The following is a 16,112-nucleotide window of genomic DNA, read 5'->3' on the forward strand; positions in this document are numbered from 1 at the left end:
GCGACGATGGCGCCCCTGCGTTAGAGCACGCAAAACTGTGGGGGCGCTTTCGCTCTTCGCGCCGATCTCTTAGGCGGCCGGTGCGAACCCCGGCTTCGCGACCAATCTTGGACTCAGCCGCCAAACACTTTGAGGCCCCTACGATTCTGTGCGGTCCCCGAGCGGCGCTCGACGCTTTGTTTGTTCCGCAACAAAGTCGGCGCTGGATCATCGCCGTACGGTCGCCGCCATGGAAATGGCGCGGAACAGATGAGCGAAGCCTGTGGCGTCCCTCAAGAGGGCGATGGCGTGCGTTCATCCGGTTGGGGGCCGTTGTCGGCGCTTCCGGGCAATCCGCTCATGTGGGTGCTGATCGCCTCTGAACTCGCGGTGTTTGCTCTGGCGCTGGCCGGCTACGCGGGCGCGCGCGCCAAAGACCCTTCGGGATTTGCTGCGGCGCAGGATCAACTCGACCGCGTTGCAGGAACCATCAATACGGCGACGCTGCTCACCAGCGGTCTTTTCGCCGCCCTGGCTAACGAAGCGCGGCGTAATGGCGACCGCGGGTGGGCGCGCTGGAGCCTATTGGCAGCGGCGGCGCTCGGCTGCCTGTTTCTCCTCGTCAAGGGCTTTGAATATGGCGGCGAAATCGCAGCTGGCAACGACATCGACTCCAGCCCGTTCTTTACCCTCTATTTCCTGGTCACGGGGTTCCACGCGCTGCATGTCATTCTCGGAATCGGAATTCTCGCCGTCGTGGCGTTTTTCGATTCAAAAGAGAACATCGAAACCGGAACAGCCTTCTGGCATATGGTCGATCTCATCTGGATCGTCGTGTTTCCCAGCTTCTATCTGTTGAGGTGAGGCGATGCGCGAAACCGTCCGATCCCTTCTGGCGGCGTGGGCGATGCTGATGGCGTTGACGCTGGCTCTGGCCGTCGCCGGCGACGTCAACCATCCCTCGCGGCTGGGGCCTGTCTGGATCGTCGTGATCGCCCTGGCGGCAGCGGCAAAGGCCCGCATCGTCCTCCGCTCATATCTCGGCCTGTATGCGGCGCCTGCCGCGCTCACAGGCTTTACATTCGCCATTGTTTTGACCCTGGCGATCGTCTCCGCTTCGTTTCTTCTGTTTACGACGCCGCCGCGGCAAGCTTCGGCGCGCGACAACACACAGCCCTTTTCCCTAACTGCCGATTGTTCGCGCCAAGCCTGCGGTCCGTCCGCGATTCGCGGCCCTCTGATCGATGGAGAGGCTCGCCGCAATGCGACGCAATTATAGGCCAAATCCTGCCGGAGCGACAGAATGAGCGAAATCCTGACCAAATCAACGGCCCGAAATATCTTCTACGGCGGCACGCTTTTCTTCTTCACGATCTTCGTCGGACTGACTCTCCACAGCCGTCATTACATCCTGACCAAGGGCACGGATCAGGCCAATCTCACCGACGCGGTCGTGCGCGGCAAGCGCATCTGGGAAAGCAAGGCCTGTTTCGATTGTCATACCATTTTGGGCGAAGGCGCGCGCTTTGCGCCGGAAGTCGGCAATGTGTTCATCCGCTGGGGCGGCGACAAGGATCCCAAAGCCGCCCATGAAATGATCAAGGACTGGATGAAATCGCAGCCGTCCGGCGTCGCCGGCCGTCGGCAAATGCCGCAGTTCAACCTCAGCGACAACGAACTCGACGATCTCGCCGATTTTCTCGAATGGGTGAGCCGGACCAACACGCAAGGCTGGCCGCCGGGCAAAGCTGGCTGAAACGGTTTGGCGGAACAATCGATGTGGAGAACATCTAATGCGATATGAAACTCAAAGCATCGCGAAGGTCTACTGGTATGGCGCCATGCTGATCTTCGCCGTGCAGGTCTGCTTCGGCCTGCTCGGCGGCCTCATCTACATCATGCCAAATGTTCTTTCGGAGCTCCTCCCTTTCAACATCATCCGCATGGTGCATACCAATGCATTGATCGTCTGGCTGTTGCTCGGATTTTTTGGGGCGACCTATTATCTCGTGCCGGAAGAATCGGAACGCGAGATCTATTCGACCAAACTGGCTTATATCCAGTTCGCCATCTTCTTTTTCGGGGCGCTGGCGGCGGTGGTCGGCTATCTGTTCCACGTCAACGCCAATGAGGCGCGCTCCTATCTGGAGCAGCCGCTTTGGGTAAAACTCGGCATTATCGTCGCAGCGCTGATTTTCCTGTTCAACATCTCGATGACGGTGTTGCAGGGACGCAAGACCGCGATCACCAACGTGCTCCTGCTCGGCCTATGGGGCATCGCCATCTTCTTCCTGTTCTCGCTTTATAATCCGGGCAATCTGTCTGAAGACAAGATGTTCTGGTGGTATGTCGTCCATCTGTGGGTCGAAGGCGTGTGGGAGCTGGTGATGGCCTCGGTTCTGGCTTTCATCATGTTGAAGATAACCGGCGTCGACCGGGAGGTTATCGAAAAATGGCTCTATGTCATCGTCGCCACCGCCTTGTTCTCCGGCGTGCTTGGCACGGGGCATCACTATTACTGGATCGGCGCGCCCGGCTACTGGCAGTGGATCGGTTCGATTTTTTCCTCTCTCGAAGTCGTTCCTTTCTTCGGTATGGTTCTGTTCACTTTCACGATGGTCTGGAAGGGCCGTCGCGATCATCCCAATAAAGCCGCTCTTCTGTGGTCTCTCGGCTGCTCGGTGCTGGCCTTTTTCGGCGCCGGCGTCTGGGGCTTCCTTCATACTTTGCACGGCGTAAACTTCTACACGCATGGCACGCAGGTGACGGCCGCGCATGGGCATCTGGCTTTCTATGGCGCCTATGTCTGCCTCAATCTGGCGATGATGACCTATGCCTTCCCGCAGCTCAAGAATCGCGCGCCATATAATCAGGTCCTGAACATGATCAGCTTCTGGGTTCTGTCCGGCGGCGTGGTGTTCATGACCGTCTCGCTCACCTTCGCGGGGGTGTTGCAGACGCATCTCGAACGCGTGATGGGGCTTTCCTACATGGAAGTGCAGGATCAGCTCGGATTATTTTACCTGATGCGGTTCGGCGCGGGCGTCGTCACGGTGATCGGCGCGTTGATGTTCATCTATGCGCTGCTCGTGCCGCGCACGGCGGAAGTGATCGCGCCAGCCAATGGTCTTGGCGCGCCCGCGGAATAGAGGGTCAAGCCATGAACGTCGCAACTGCGCAGATCGAGAGGGAGCGCGCTTTGGCGCTCCCGTTTTACCAAGCCCAAAAAAACGAATGTAGCCTATTCGAGGCGGCCTATCGTCGCCGCCTTCCCATCCTGCTCAAGGGGCCGACCGGCTGCGGCAAAACCCGTTTTGTCGCGCATATGGCCGCCAGACTCGGGCTCAGCCTCGAAACAGTGTCCTGCCACGACGACCTGACCGCCGCGGATCTGACGGGACGCTATCTGATCAAGAACAATGAGACCGTATGGGTGGACGGGCCGCTGACCCGCACGGTGCGGCATGGCGGGATCTGCTATCTCGATGAGATCGTGGAGGCGCGAAAGGACGTCACGGTCGTCCTGCATCCGCTCACCGACGACCGCCGCATCCTGCCCCTCGATAGAACCGGCGAGACGCTGCAGGCGCCGGACGATTTCATGCTCGTCGTGTCCTATAATCCTGGCTACCAATCTATGCTCAAGACGCTCAAACCATCGACGCGCCAGCGCTTCGTGGCGATCTCTTTCGACTATCCGAGGCCGGACGTCGAGGCGGCCATTGTCGCGCGTGAGTCGGATCTGGCGCTCGAACAATGCGCCACCCTGGTGCGGCTCGCCGTCCGCTTGCGGGCGTTGAAAGGCCAGGATCTGGAAGAAGGAGCGTCCACGCGTTTGCTCGTCGCCTGCGCGAGCCTTATCTGGGCGGGCATGAAGCGCGAGGATGCGATCGAAGCGGCTTTGATCGAACCTTTGACCGACGATCCGGACATCAAGCGTGGCCTCCTGGACCTTGTTTCCGTCACTCTGGGGTGAGCCGCGATGTCGCGCCTTCGGAGTTTCTTGCGGGTAAAATTCTGGGAGCCGGAAGAAGCCGTTGGAACGCTTTGGGACGGCTTCGTCGAAGGTCTCGAAATTGCCCCGAGCTATCCCGAGGCGGCCGTAGAGCTGGCTCAGGAGCGCGGCGCTCTGGCCGTGCTGTTTCGGGGTCTTGGCGGCGAAAGGGGCGTTGAAGTCAAAGCCGGCGGCGGCGTCAGGGCGACGCATCGCCGATCCTGGCGTCGCCGTCTTGCACGTGAAGCGGAGCGGGTTCAGGCGGCGCATTTCGACGGCGCGACGCTGCTGCTGCCCGAGCGAATCGATATTTTTTCCGAGCCGGAACTCAATCGCAAGCTTTACCTCTGGCTCGCCGCCTTGGCCGTCGTCAGCGCGCCGCCGGATGCCGGAGAGACCGACCCGCTGCGCCGGGATGTTGCGCGCCTGCGGAAGGTCACACAGGATTGCGAGGAGGCTGTTAGTCTGTTTCCCGGCCTCCGCTCGATCCGCGACGAACTTTACCCCGCGTGTCTTGCCTCTCGCGCGGTCTTCAGGGGGCCGCCGCTCGAAGCTGAAATCGAGGCATGGATTCGCGCCAGATTAGCCCAAGAACCGGAGCATCCCAGCGATACGCCGCTTTCGCGCGCCTTGGCCGGCATGGGCCGCGCCGATGATGTTTTGACCGCGCCTGCCGATTACCGCAGTTTTCGCCCGCTGCTGCTGTGGGGAGAGCGATCGCCCCTGCGCGAGGCAGGTCCATCACGGGCGAAGGATGGGGATCACGAAGCGGGAAGCGGCGCATCCGACGGCGCCGAAAAGGCGCGTGCCGCCCAACGGCGCAAGAGCGATCAGGCCGATCGGCGCGACAGTTTGATCCTGCACCGCTTTGAATCGATTCTGTCTTTTGCCGATTTCCTGAACATCAACCGGAAGGTCGAGGATGACGACGAGGACTCGGCGCGCAAGGCGGCCGACGACGCCGAAGAAATCGGCGTCGCCGACCATCGCCAAAGGCCAAAGACCCGTCTCAAATTCGATCTTGATCTGTCGCCGGAGGACGGCGACCGCGAGATGTTGGCAGGGCGCTTTGTCTATCCCGAATGGGATTGGAAAAAGAACGCGCTTGTGGCCGATCAGGCCCGCGTTCTGGAAAATACGGCCCCGCAGGCGCCCGGCGGGCGAAAACTCGACGCGCGTTCCCTGCGGCGCATCGAGGCAGTCCGCAAACAGTTCGAAGCGCTGCGGCCGCGAAGAAAAATGCTCTCGCGGCAATATGATGGCGGGGAGCTGGATCTTGACGAAGTCGTCCGCGCCGCTGCGGATCGTCTTGCCTGCGGGCGCGGCAGCGAGCGACTCTATCGCGCTGCGCGCAACGAAGAACGCGATCTGGCCGTCGCCGTGCTCCTCGACGCCTCACGCTCGACGGAGAGTTCCGCGCATGGCGAACCCGTCATCGCCGTCGCGCGGGAGGCGCTGATCGCTCTTGCGCGGGGACTTGACGCTTGCGGCGATCAATTTGGCCTCTATGCCTTTTCATCCTTGCGTCGCGACCGCGTGTTCGTCGACGTCTGCAAGACATTCGACGAACCTCTCGGCGGAGCGGTCGACGCGAGAATCAATGCGCTCAAGCCAGGCTTCTATACGCGGCTCGGCGCGGCCATTCGGCATGTCTCCTTCCGTCTTGGCGAGCGGCCCAACGCCAGGAAGCTGTTGCTGGTGATTACCGACGGCAAGCCGAATGATCTCGATCACTATGAGGGGCGCTTTGGCGTCGAGGATACGCGGCGCGCCGTGCAGGAGGCGCGCCGACAAGGGCAGACTGTATTCGCCATCACCATTGACGCTGAGGCGCGGGCCTATTTGCCTCGCTTGTTCGGACGATCTGGTTTTGCGCTCGCTCCTACGCCGGATCGCCTGACAGAAGCGCTGCCCTCGATCTACCGCCAAATTCTTTCATGACGCCGAGACGTCTTGCGGCGCCCTCACCGGGCGATCCTTCCGTTGTATGCAAGCTACATACTGTCTCACCGCCTGAGCGCAATAGACGCTGATAATCGGCTGTTTGTTTGCGATTTCGCAAAGTGGAGAGTTATCTCCGTCTTTACTCTGCCCGGGCAGCGAAGCGCAAAGCGGATCTTCTTTTTCCCGAGACATCGAGTTCCATCCGATCGCTTTTGCCATGGACAAGATCGAGGCGCCGCGATGAAGATTTTTACAAGAAACGCTCTCCTGGCCGCAACTTCTTTACTTTTGACACAACAAGCCTGGTGCGCCAGCCGCGAAGACAACGCCAAGGCGCCTATTATCGGCGTCGAAGACGCCATACTGACCGACGCGCCCGCCGTCCCGCCAGCAATCCATCGCGATCACGCGACGAAGGTGGTCGTTCACCTCGAGGTCAGGGAGGTGGAAGGACGCCTTGCCGATGGGGTGCGCTACACGTTCTGGACCTTCGGCGGCAAAACGCCCGGCAAATTTATCCGTATTCGCGAGGGCGATCTTGTCGAGATGCATCTCGACAATCACCCCAGCAGCAAGATGCCGCACAATATCGATCTCCATGCCGTCAATGGACCGGGCGGCGGCGCGGGAGCTTCGCTGACGGCGCCGGGCCATAGCTCTGTCTTCACATTCAAGGCGCTCAATCCAGGCCTGTTCGTCTATCATTGCGCCACCGCGCCGGTCGCGATGCATGTCGCCAACGGCATGTATGGGTTGATCCTGGTCGAACCGAGAGAAGGCCTGCCCAAGGTCGATCGCGAATTCTACGTCATGCAGAGCGACTTCTACACCAAGGGCGCCAATGGCGAGCAGGGCCTGCAACCGTTCAGCATGGTCAAGGCCATCGAAGAAAGGCCGGATTATGTCGTCTTCAATGGCTCTGTCGGCTCCACGGTGGGCGACCGCGCCCTGGCGACCAACGTGGGCGAGACCGTTCGACTTTTCGTTGGCGACGGCGGGCCCAACTTGACCTCATCCTTTCATGTGATCGGCCAGATCTTCGACACGGTGTGGCCCGAAGGCAATATGAGCACTCCTACGCAGAACGTGCAGACGACGATGATCCCCGCCGGCGGCTCCGCCATCGTCCAGTTCAAGAACAGCGTGCCCGGCACTTTCATCATCGTTGATCATTCGCTGACGCGCGCCTTCAACCGCGGCGCTCTGGCGCAGCTCAAAATCAACGGACCGGACAACAAGGCGCTCTTCTCCGGCAAGGTCAGCGACGAGGTCTATATGCCGGAAGGCTCGAACGCCCGCGTTGCGGAAATGCCGTCACAAAAGCCGGCCGCCGCCGAGAGCAAGGCCGAGCGCATCAAACTGGGCGAAGGCGTTTTCGCCAATAATTGCCAGGCCTGTCATCAGGGCAATGGCGAAGGGGTCGCCGACGCTTTTCCGCCTCTCGCCAAATCCGACTATCTCAACGCGGACAAGGTCCGGGCGATCAAGACCGTCACCGGGGGACTTGATGGCAAGCTCACCGTCAACGGCCACGACTTCAATGGCGTCATGCCCGCCTGGGACCTGCCGGACGAGGATATCGCCAATGTCATGACCTATATCTACAGCCAGTGGGACAATTCGGGTCAGGAAGTCCTTCCATCCGAGGTTGCGGCCAATCGCGTCAAGGCGGCCAACCTGCCATGACGGCCCCGGGCCGGAAACTGGCTGCCGCGGCTTCGGCCTGCGCGCTTTGCGGCGCAGCGGCGGCCGGCGACGCCGGCCCGGAGTCCGCGCCCATGGCGCAAATCCCCGCAGGGCTCTATCTCCCTTTCTTTCAAGCCAATCCCGGCAAAAGCCGAGACGCCGAAATCAGCGCTCCGACGCAAGTCGGCGCGTTCCGGCTGGATGTCGAGCCCATCGCCAATCGCCAATTCCTCGCCTTCGTTCGTGAGCGCCCCGAGTGGCGAAAATCACAGGTCAAACCGCTTTTCGCCGATCATCGCTATCTGGCCAAATGGCCATCTGACCTGCAAGTGCCGGACGAGGCGGCGGATGAGCCTGTCACCAATGTTTCGTGGTTCGCCGCGCAGGCCTATTGCGAAGCGCGCGGATTGCAACTCCCGACAAGCGAGCAATTTGAATACGCCCTCGCCGATCAAGGGCGCGACCAGGCCGAAGTCGCACAACGCTCGCTCGATTGGTTTGGCTCCCCCAATCCAACACAGCTTCCGGCAATCGGACGGGGAAAGCCCAATGGGTTCGGCGTCCGTGATCTCGTCGGCCTTGTCTGGGAATGGACCCTCGACGCCAATAGTTTCATTTCGAGGCCGGAGCTGCGCGATCCGTCCGGCAAGGACTCCGCGGCCTTTTGCGGCAATGGCGCGACTGGCGTTCGCGACGCCGCCGATTATCCCGCCTCCATGCGCTATGCCCTTCGCGCCAGCCTGAAGGCCGCCTATGCGCTCGATAATGTCGGCTTTCGCTGTGCGGGAGAACCTTGATGCGTCTGTCTTTCATCCCGCTGGCGCTTGCCGCAGGCCTCAGCTTTACGCCAGCACGCGCGCATGACCATGCGCATATGCAGCATATGGAGGCGACCAAGCCGCTGTCCGGCGGCTCGATTTATAATCTGACCTCGCATTGGGCGAACCAGGACGGCCAAGCCGTCGAATTGGCGTCTCTGCGCGGAGAGCCGGTCGTGATCGCCATGGTCTATACGAGCTGCAAGGATATTTGCCCCATGATCGTCGCCGACATGGTCGCGATCGAAAATAAGGCGAAGGCCAAATCGCTGACCAGGGTTCGCTTTGCATTTTTCTCGCTGGACTCGGTCGTCGATACGCCGGAGAGGCTCAAGGCCTATGCCGACGAGCACGGCCTCGATCCATCCCAATGGACGCTCTACCATGGCGATGATCATGCGGTGCGCGAACTCGCGGCGGCGCTCGGCGTCCGCTATCGCCGCGACGCCAGCGGCGCCTTCGACCACGCCAATATCATCACGCTGCTCGACGCCGAGGGAAACATCGCCCTGCAACAGACGGGCGGCCGGGATGCGGGATTGGATTTCGTGTCGAAACTGGAGGCGCTGCGCCCCTTGGCCAGATAGAGCGACGACGAGGCAGGAAGAGGGAAACTCCGCCAATGCCGAATTCCGCCAGTCCTTGCGAAATCGACGCCGCAACTCTTGTCGACGATTTGATGCGCCAGCGGCCGCAGACGATCGGCGTGTTCTTGCGCAGGCGGTTGTATTGCGTCGGCTGTCCGGTCGGCCACTTTCACACGATCGAAGAGGCCGCCCGCGAACATGGGCTGGAGCCAAAGGCGCTCCTTGCGGAATTGCGGTTCATTCCTTGTCTTCCGCCAGCATGACCAGACCATGCGGATCACGCACGACGATGCGCTGCCGTCCGCCCTCGACCAGCCCCTTTTCCTCCCAGGCGCTAAGAATTCGGCTGACGGTGTGTAGGGTCGTTCCGGTCATCTCGGCGATATCTTGTCGCGAAATCGGAAAATCGATCAATATGCCCTCGTCCGTCTTCCGGCCGGCTTGATTGGCAAGCCGAAGAATGGCGTGCGCCACGCGCTTTTCGACCTGCTGGGTCGACATCTCAACAATGCGCGTTTGTGAATCCTGCAAACGCGCGCCCAAGGTCCTCATCGTATTCAGCGCCAGAGCCGGATGGCGGGAGGATAGACGCGCCCAGGCGGCGTTCGGCCAGACCAAAGCCACGGAATCGACAACTGCGGTCGCGGCGGCCGGGTAGACTGGGCTGTCGATGGCCATGGCGACGCCGAACAAGTCGCCGGGCCCGATAAAGCGCACGACGACTTGCTGGCCGAGGGGGGTGACGCGCGTCACGCGCAGCCGCCCGTTCAACAGCAGGAAGAACTCTTCGGCTTTCTGCCCTTGCTCAAACAGAGCGACGCCTTTTTGCGCGCGCAAGGGCCGCGCCTGCGCCAGAATATCGTCGAGGGCTTCCGGCTCAATGCTGGCGAAGGCCGGCAGCTCGGAAATCAAAGAGCGATCAAGTTGCGCCATGCCTCGATATCCCCACTGCAGCGCCTCCCTGGCGCCCCCTCTGCAGGGCCCCGTCCGGGCCAAAACGAAAGCTCGGCGCAAAAGGGCGTTTTGCCTCCCGTTCCGCTGTTTGTTTGCGCGCAACGTTACTGCGGGCGCGCGCGCGCATAAAGCGCAAAAGGCTGACTCGCCATCGCTGCCGCCCATCCGCCTCCTTGATGGAGTGAAAAATGTCCCCTGCGCCGCGCCGGCCAGCTTATGACGGTCCCGCAATCCTCAGCCATGGCTTTCGGCCATTTTTTCTTGCGGGCTCCGTCTGGGCCGTCATTGCCGTCCTGGTGTGGATGCCGCAATATTTTGGAAAGATCAGCCTGACCACGGCTTTCACGCCGCTCGACTGGCATATCCACGAAGCCCTGTTCGGCTATGTCGCCGCCGTCGCCGCAGGCTTCCTGCTGACCGCCATTCCCAATTGGACAGGACGTCTGCCCTTGCAGGGCGTTCCGCTCCTTGTTCTGCTCCTCGTCTGGCTTGCGGGACGGTTCGCGATCGCCGCCTCGGCGTGGCTCGGCTGGGCGGCCGCGGCCCTGATCGATTGCGCCTTTCTGACTTTCCTCTGCTTGGCGATCGCGCGCGAACTCATCGCCGGCAAGAACTGGAAAAACCTCAAGGTGCTGGCCGTGCTGGTCTTGTTGCTAGCCGCCAACGCCGCCTTTCATATCGAAGCGCATGTCAATGGCTCCGCGTTTTATGGCAAGCGGCTCGGCGTCGCCATGGCCGTCGCCTTGGTTATCTTGATCGGCGGACGAGTCATTCCGAGCTTCACGCGCAATTTTCTGGCCCGGCGCGCACCGGGGCGCCTCCCCGCAAATTTCGGCGCGTTCGATAAGCTCAGCGTGGCGGCGGCGGTTTTGGCCTTGCTGGCCTGGACTTTCGCCCCAGGCGTCGCCGTCACTGGCGGTTTGCTCATCGTCGCCGGGCTCTTGCATTTCGCGCGCCTGGCGCGCTGGGCGGGAGATCGCGCCTTCGCCGATGCCCTCGTGCTGGTGCTGCATCTGGGTTATGCATTCGCGCCGCTTGGTTTCTTGCTTGTCGGCCTCAGCGCATTCACGCTGCGCATTCCGGAAAGCGCGGGCGTTCACGCCTGGACCGCCGGAGCGATTGGCGTGATGACCCTCGCGATCATGACGCGGGCCAGCCTCGGCCACACCGGCCAGAGCCTCCACGCCGGACCGGCGACGCTAGCGATCTACGGCGCGTCGTTGCTGGCCGTGCTGGCGCGAATCGGCGCTGCTCTCCTTCCCGAGTGGAGCTTTATCCTATTGCATATCGCGGCCTTCGCCTGGGCGGGCGCGTTTCTGGGTTTTGCGCTGGCCTATGGCAAAGCGCTGCTCAGCCCGAGAGGCAGTAGCTAAAGCCCCGCGTCACCCATTTCGTGGGCGCGAATGCGGATCGCGCGCGGCTCTCGCTGAGCATGATGGTTGCACGCGCCTGACGTCCAGTAAGCGCCCTACCCCCGGGTCCCGCGCCTGCTCGCTTCGGGAGTCTCGGAGCCACAATCCGACCCAGGAAACTGGATTTCGAACCGCAATCCCGGCTCGTTGTTTTGCATGGTGATTCGTGCTCCATGCACATTCGCGACGGCGGCGACGAGGCTAAGGCCAAGGCCGTTCCCAGGCGTGGTCCTACTTTGCTCAAGCCGATAAAAACGCTTGAGGACATGTTTCTGCTCATTGGGGGGAATGCCCGGCCCCCGATCCGAAACGGCTAGAATCGGGCCGGCGGGGCCTGCCGAAACCTCAATTGTCACGGCGCCACAGCGGCCGCCATATTTGACGGCGTTATCGGTGAGATTTGAAAGCGCGTCAAAAAGAAGATCGCGATCGCCCTGCATCAGGGTCGCGCCAGCGCCTTTAACGTTGACATGACCGCCTTTTTCTTCGGCGGCCGCGTCGAATAGCTCTGCGACCCCTTCTGCGATTTCCTTTAAATCGACTGTTCGGAAGGAGGCGGACCCTTGCTGTGTTTCAAGCCGTGCGATTCGAAGGATCGCTGAGAAAAGGGCAAGGACCCTGTCGAGTTCGCCGATCGTCTCACGAATGAGTATGTCAGCGTGCTCGGCGCTCAAACGCCGTTTCGCCGCGAGCTCCAGGCGCCCGCGCATGCGCGACAACGGGGTTCTTAAATCATGCGCAATATTGTCGGAGACCTGCCGAACGCCCTCCATCAGTTCTTCAATGCGGTCCAGCATCGAATTGAGGTTTGCAGACAACAGATCCCATTCGTCTCTCGTCCCACGAAGCGGAATTCGACTGTTGAGCCCGCTGCGCATGATTTCGCGGCTCGTCGCGTTGATCGCTTCTATCCGTCCTGCGGTGCGCCGAGTGACCGCCACGCTGGCAAATCCTGCAAGCGCGAACATCAAGACGATGGCTGCGGCGAAGGCGAGCTGGATCGTTCGGACAAACTGGTCGAGATCATCGACGCTACGGCCAACCAGGAGACGGTCGCCGTTTGGAAGCGTGTCGAAATGCGCCCGGACGCGCGGCGGCGGCATCTTGGCGCCGGGGAGCGTGGCGGTAAAGGTGATAAAGCCCTCGCGGCCGACCGCCGCGCCCCGCCAAGCGTCGATATTGCCGGCAATCGGCGCCGACAAAGCGTCAGTCAGAAGATATGACGCCTGATCAACCCCAGGATCCTCGACGCGCCTGCGGACGGCTGTTGCGAGAGCTGCGCGGCCGCCATGATCATAAGCGAGTCTCAGCGCGGCATTTTCGCTTGATAGCGCGCGATCGGACCCTGCCTTGACGAATGATGTGGTTGACCAATAGACATAGCCAAAATGGGCAAAGACCGCGGTGCTGAAGAATGCGATACAAAGCAGCGCATGCCGCAGCGTCGAGTAGCGTAAAACGCTAGCCCGGAGCACGAAGCCGGAACCCAACGCCGCGGACCGTGTGAATGAGCGGGTAGTCGGCGTCGCTATCGACTTTGCGCCGCAGCCGGCCGACATAGACGTCGATAATATTCGTCATCGGATCGAAGTGCAGATCCCACACATGCTGCAGCAACATAGGGCCGGGACCCATAAAGGTTTAGCTTTGGCTGATTTTGTGATTCATCGTCTAAACGGGAGGGGGCGAATGATTCGCGAAGGGTTTTGGCTGACGGAAGAACAGTTTGCGCGGCTTGAGCCGCTGCTCCCGGCAGATTCGCGGGGCAAGCCGCGCGTCGACGACCGGCGGGTGATCAGCGGCATTGTTCACGTTTTGAAGTCGGGCGGCCGCTGGATCGACGCGCCGCCAGAGTATGGTCCGCGCAAGACGCTCTACAACCGCTTCGTCCGCTGGGCTGCGAAAGGCGTGTGGATGGAGATTTTCCGTGCGCTCGCGGCGGCCGGCGGCCCGCCCGCGCAGATCCTCCTCGACAGCTCCGCAGTGAAGGCGCCTCGCTGCGCCTCGGGCGGCAAAGGGGGGAGCGCGCGCAGGCGATCGGTTGATCGCGCGGCGGCAGAACCACCAAAATCCATGCCCTGACCGACGCCGCCTGCCGGCCGATCGCCTTCATGCTCACCGGCGGCAATCCTGGCCGACGGCAAGCCCGTCGACGGCGGCGACCATCTGATGAACGTCATGTCGCTCGCCGACGTGATGCAATTGAGGGAGGCGCTCTTCGGTTTTTTTTCGGACGCGCAAGCGGCGATATCGCGCGCAAGGCCGACCTCCTCGTCTTCGGGCTCCACGTCCTCGCCGCAGACGTCGCCTATGGCATGACGTTCGACGAGATTGACATGATTTTCCATCGCGCCTGCGCCTATCTCGAAAAGCGGAAATGATCCATGTCTTCGCAAATGGAAGCAAGGCTAATTATTTCGGCGGAAGACCGGACCAGCGGGGTCTTCCGGGCGATCGAAGAGCGGGTGATGCGCCTCAACGCGGCGGCGTCGGCTATCAGTTCGACCGCCTCTCGCGTCGCGGCGATGCAATCCTATCTCCCGGGCGCACGGTCGGGCGCTTCGACGCTACTCGCCGCCGGCGCAGCGGGCTCCCGCAACGGCGCGGCGGCTATCCCCAAAGCCCCACCGGCGCCGCGCGGACATTCGGTCCCGGCTGTCGTCGCTGGATCAGGGCTTTCCCTCCCGCAGATCGTTGGCGCCGGCGCGGCCGCGCTCGTGGCCAAGGAGGCCGTCGGGAATTTCGCCGAGCTTGAAGACAGGGTGACCAGCCTCGGCATCACAGCCGAGGCGACGGACGGGCAAATCAAGGGGGCGATGAAATCATTCCGCGAGTTCGGCCCACAATACGGCGTGACGGCTTCGACGATCTCGGAAGCGGCTGAAAAATACGTCGCGGCGGGCATCGATTTCAATCAAGCGATCGCCGGAACGCCTGCGGCGATCAAGGCGGCGAAGGCCTCCGGCGCCTCGCTCGACGACGTTGTCAATTCGGGCATCGCGTCGATTCAGAATTTAGGCATCCACGCCGAGAAGCTCGACCGCGCCTTCGACATAATGGCCAAGGGCGGCAAGCTCGGCTCCTTCGAGCTCAAGAACATGGCGCGCGAACTGCCTGCCGTGGCGTCGCGGGCGAAGGCGCTCGGCCTGACCGGCGAGACCGGCCTGACGAAGCTCGTCGCGATGCTGGAGACGACGCGCAAGACCTCGGCGACCGGCGAGGAGGCCGCGAACAATCTCCTCAACTTGCTGGACAAGATAACCTCGGCCGATACGACGAAATCTTTCAAGAAGAAGAGCGTCGACCTCGAAAAGGTGTTGAAGGACGGCGCCAAGCACGGCGTTGATTACGTGACGACCATGCTCGGTCTCGTCGAGAAAATGACCGCCGGCGATCCCTTCAAGATCGCCGCGCTGTTTCCCGATCGCCAGGCCCGCGAAGGCATCATGGCGCTCCTGAAGTTCAAGGATTTTTACCAAGACACCGTCGCCGAAATCAACGCCACGGCGATCGGCACAAACACCGCGGATCTCGACCGCCGCCTTGAGACGACGAAATCGAAGGTCGATCGCCTCGGCGCCGCCTGGGATGTGTTTACCGGTCGCCTCGGCGAGGCGATCGCGCCGGCGCTCACGCCGATGATTGAGCAAGCCACGAAGCTTCTCGCGGAATTGGAGAAAGCGATCGGCAATGCGCCGACGGCCGGCTCTGGGCAGAAAAAATTCAATCGCCTGGCCAATTTTCTTGTCGACGGCGTCTCGAGCGATCGATCGCGCGGCGATACGTTGGTCCAGCGCAATGAGGTGGATTACGAGGCCAAGGCCGCCGAGCTCCAGCGCAAAGCGGAAGGCCGCGACGGCGCCGCGCACCGCGCGGAGGATGCGCGCAAGGCCTATAACGATTGGACGGGCGCGCCGCACCACTTTTGGGATGATGTCACCGGCGGCAAAGAGCTCAAGCTGAGAGTTCAGAAAGAGAGCGCCGAGCGCGACGCGTCGGAGGGCGCGGCGGCTCAGCGCCAGCTCGACGAGTTGAACGCGGCGCGTGACGCCAGGCGCGGCGCGCAGGCTCGGATCGTTAAGTTTCAGAGGAATTTGCCGCCAAATATGGAGATGCGCCGGCCGCTCGAAGGCGCGCCGGGTCCTGTGCCGGGCGGCAGCTTTAGCCTCGACCACTCCTTCAAGAATTTCGACCCTGCCACGGGCTATCCCACCCGCCCGCCGGCGCTGCCGCAGGTTACACGGCTCCGCCGCCACCGGTGAAGCTCGACGGCGCCGCGAACATCGACCTGACCGTGAAGATCGACGCGCCCGAGCTGCTGCGAGCCTATGAGTCGGCGCGCACGATCACCGCCGCCGGCGCGCTGCGGGCAAACACGGGAATCTCGATGCCCGAGGCCGCGCCAAGTGGGCGGTAGACGTGTCGAAGGCAGCTATTTTTTCGTCTCCGATTCATCCTCGGTTTTCGAATGAACGAGCTCGGGCTTGCAATGAGTTTCTGGCGGGACGCCGCAAACACTGTTCAGCTGCTTCCAGCCGACGCATTGGCCGTTGGAGCCACGATAGCCTGGGCCGCCACAGCAACCACAGCCTTTGCAGCCACAGAACTTAGCTTGAGCAGCCTGAGGAAATATAGCGACGATGATAAATGCCGATCGAAGAGCTCGAAGCATAGGCTTCTCCTTTGCAACAAGCCACTTCGGAAGGATGACGAGATAATTTAGCGTCGTGGCCAGACC

The 16,112-nt window shown here is 61.8% G+C and carries 16 protein-coding genes and 2 pseudogenes; 15 read left to right on the top strand and 3 right to left on the bottom strand.

Annotated features, from left to right (window positions below):
* Nucleotides 1-249 precede the first annotated feature (249 nt).
* The 10 genes from MSIL_RS07725 to MSIL_RS07770 all read left to right on the top strand — a co-directional run bounded on the left by MSIL_RS07725 (nucleotide 250) and on the right by MSIL_RS07770 (nucleotide 9,271).
* Nucleotides 250-843: a cytochrome c oxidase subunit 3 gene (locus MSIL_RS07725; protein ID WP_049768124.1), complete on the top strand. Its 594-nt coding sequence runs from the start codon at nucleotides 250-252 to the stop codon at nucleotides 841-843.
* Nucleotides 844-847: 4 nt separating this feature from the next.
* Complete coding sequence (locus tag MSIL_RS07730) at nucleotides 848-1,258, top strand: hypothetical protein (protein WP_012590534.1); 411 nt, start codon at nucleotides 848-850, stop codon at nucleotides 1,256-1,258.
* A 24-nt stretch (nucleotides 1,259-1,282) separates the two neighbouring features.
* Complete coding sequence (locus tag MSIL_RS07735; protein WP_012590535.1) at nucleotides 1,283-1,735, top strand: c-type cytochrome; 453 nt, start codon at nucleotides 1,283-1,285, stop codon at nucleotides 1,733-1,735.
* 37 nt (nucleotides 1,736-1,772) lie between these two features.
* Entirely contained in the window at nucleotides 1,773-3,128 is a 1,356-nt protein-coding gene (locus tag MSIL_RS07740) for a cbb3-type cytochrome c oxidase subunit I (RefSeq protein ID WP_012590536.1), read from the top strand.
* 11 nt (nucleotides 3,129-3,139) lie between these two features.
* Entirely contained in the window at nucleotides 3,140-3,955 is an 816-nt protein-coding gene (locus tag MSIL_RS07745; protein WP_012590537.1) for a CbbQ/NirQ/NorQ/GpvN family protein, read from the top strand.
* A gap of 27 nt (nucleotides 3,956-3,982) precedes the next feature.
* Complete coding sequence (locus tag MSIL_RS07750) at nucleotides 3,983-5,914, top strand: nitric oxide reductase activation protein NorD (RefSeq protein WP_244406235.1); 1,932 nt, start codon at nucleotides 3,983-3,985, stop codon at nucleotides 5,912-5,914.
* A gap of 291 nt (nucleotides 5,915-6,205) precedes the next feature.
* The gene (nirK, locus tag MSIL_RS07755) at nucleotides 6,206-7,603 is read left to right on the top strand and encodes a copper-containing nitrite reductase (RefSeq protein WP_244406236.1); all 1,398 of its coding nucleotides are present in this window, start codon (nucleotides 6,206-6,208) and stop codon (nucleotides 7,601-7,603) included.
* A gap of 92 nt (nucleotides 7,604-7,695) precedes the next feature.
* Nucleotides 7,696-8,400 carry a formylglycine-generating enzyme family protein gene (locus tag MSIL_RS07760; RefSeq protein ID WP_041368742.1) on the top strand — a complete coding sequence of 235 codons (705 nt, stop codon included), beginning with the start codon at nucleotides 7,696-7,698 and terminating at the stop codon, nucleotides 8,398-8,400.
* Nucleotides 8,400-9,008, top strand: coding sequence for an SCO family protein (locus MSIL_RS07765; protein WP_012590541.1), 609 nt, complete (start codon nucleotides 8,400-8,402; stop codon nucleotides 9,006-9,008). The genes MSIL_RS07760 and MSIL_RS07765 overlap by 1 nt, the downstream gene beginning before the upstream one ends.
* Before the next feature lie 35 nt (nucleotides 9,009-9,043).
* The gene (locus tag MSIL_RS07770) at nucleotides 9,044-9,271 is read left to right on the top strand and encodes a DUF1858 domain-containing protein (RefSeq protein WP_012590542.1); all 228 of its coding nucleotides are present in this window, start codon (nucleotides 9,044-9,046) and stop codon (nucleotides 9,269-9,271) included.
* On the opposite strand, the gene MSIL_RS07775 is transcribed toward MSIL_RS07770, so the two are convergent.
* Nucleotides 9,246-9,941, bottom strand: a complete 696-nt coding sequence (locus MSIL_RS07775; RefSeq protein ID WP_012590543.1) for a Crp/Fnr family transcriptional regulator — start codon at nucleotides 9,939-9,941, stop codon at nucleotides 9,246-9,248. The genes MSIL_RS07770 and MSIL_RS07775 overlap by 26 nt on opposite strands.
* 209 nt (nucleotides 9,942-10,150) lie before the next feature.
* Between MSIL_RS07775 and MSIL_RS07780 the strand changes: the two genes are divergently transcribed.
* Nucleotides 10,151-11,335, top strand: a complete 1,185-nt coding sequence (locus tag MSIL_RS07780) for an NnrS family protein (protein ID WP_012590544.1) — start codon at nucleotides 10,151-10,153, stop codon at nucleotides 11,333-11,335.
* 95 nt (nucleotides 11,336-11,430) lie between these two features.
* Here MSIL_RS07780 and MSIL_RS07785 read toward each other — a convergent pair whose 3' ends face one another.
* Nucleotides 11,431-12,576 carry a sensor histidine kinase gene (locus MSIL_RS07785; protein ID WP_187148735.1) on the bottom strand — a complete coding sequence of 382 codons (1,146 nt, stop codon included), beginning with the start codon at nucleotides 12,574-12,576 and terminating at the stop codon, nucleotides 11,431-11,433.
* A 259-nt stretch (nucleotides 12,577-12,835) separates the two neighbouring features.
* Nucleotides 12,836-12,994, bottom strand: a pseudogene (locus MSIL_RS20660) (winged helix-turn-helix domain-containing protein); the annotation flags it as partial.
* 69 nt (nucleotides 12,995-13,063) lie between these two features.
* Between MSIL_RS20660 and MSIL_RS07790 the strand changes: the two are divergent.
* The 4 genes and pseudogenes from MSIL_RS07790 to MSIL_RS21640 all read left to right on the top strand — a co-directional run.
* Nucleotides 13,064-13,500, top strand: a pseudogene (locus MSIL_RS07790) (IS5 family transposase); the annotation flags it as partial.
* Nucleotides 13,486-13,755 (top strand): hypothetical protein, encoded by a 270-nt coding sequence (locus MSIL_RS21635; RefSeq protein ID WP_041367755.1) that lies wholly within the window; start codon nucleotides 13,486-13,488, stop codon nucleotides 13,753-13,755. The pseudogene MSIL_RS07790 and the gene MSIL_RS21635, both read left to right, overlap by 15 nt.
* A 3-nt stretch (nucleotides 13,756-13,758) precedes the next feature.
* The gene (locus tag MSIL_RS07800; RefSeq protein ID WP_012590548.1) at nucleotides 13,759-15,636 is read left to right on the top strand and encodes a phage tail tape measure protein; all 1,878 of its coding nucleotides are present in this window, start codon (nucleotides 13,759-13,761) and stop codon (nucleotides 15,634-15,636) included.
* A complete protein-coding gene (locus MSIL_RS21640; RefSeq protein ID WP_012590549.1) occupies nucleotides 15,633-15,791 on the top strand; it encodes a hypothetical protein in 159 nt (52 codons plus the stop codon). The genes MSIL_RS07800 and MSIL_RS21640 overlap by 4 nt, the downstream gene beginning before the upstream one ends.
* Nucleotides 15,792-16,112: the final 321 nt, after the last annotated feature.

This window comes from Methylocella silvestris BL2, from assembly GCF_000021745.1.
Taxonomy (GTDB): Bacteria; Pseudomonadota; Alphaproteobacteria; order Rhizobiales; family Beijerinckiaceae; genus Methylocapsa; species Methylocapsa silvestris.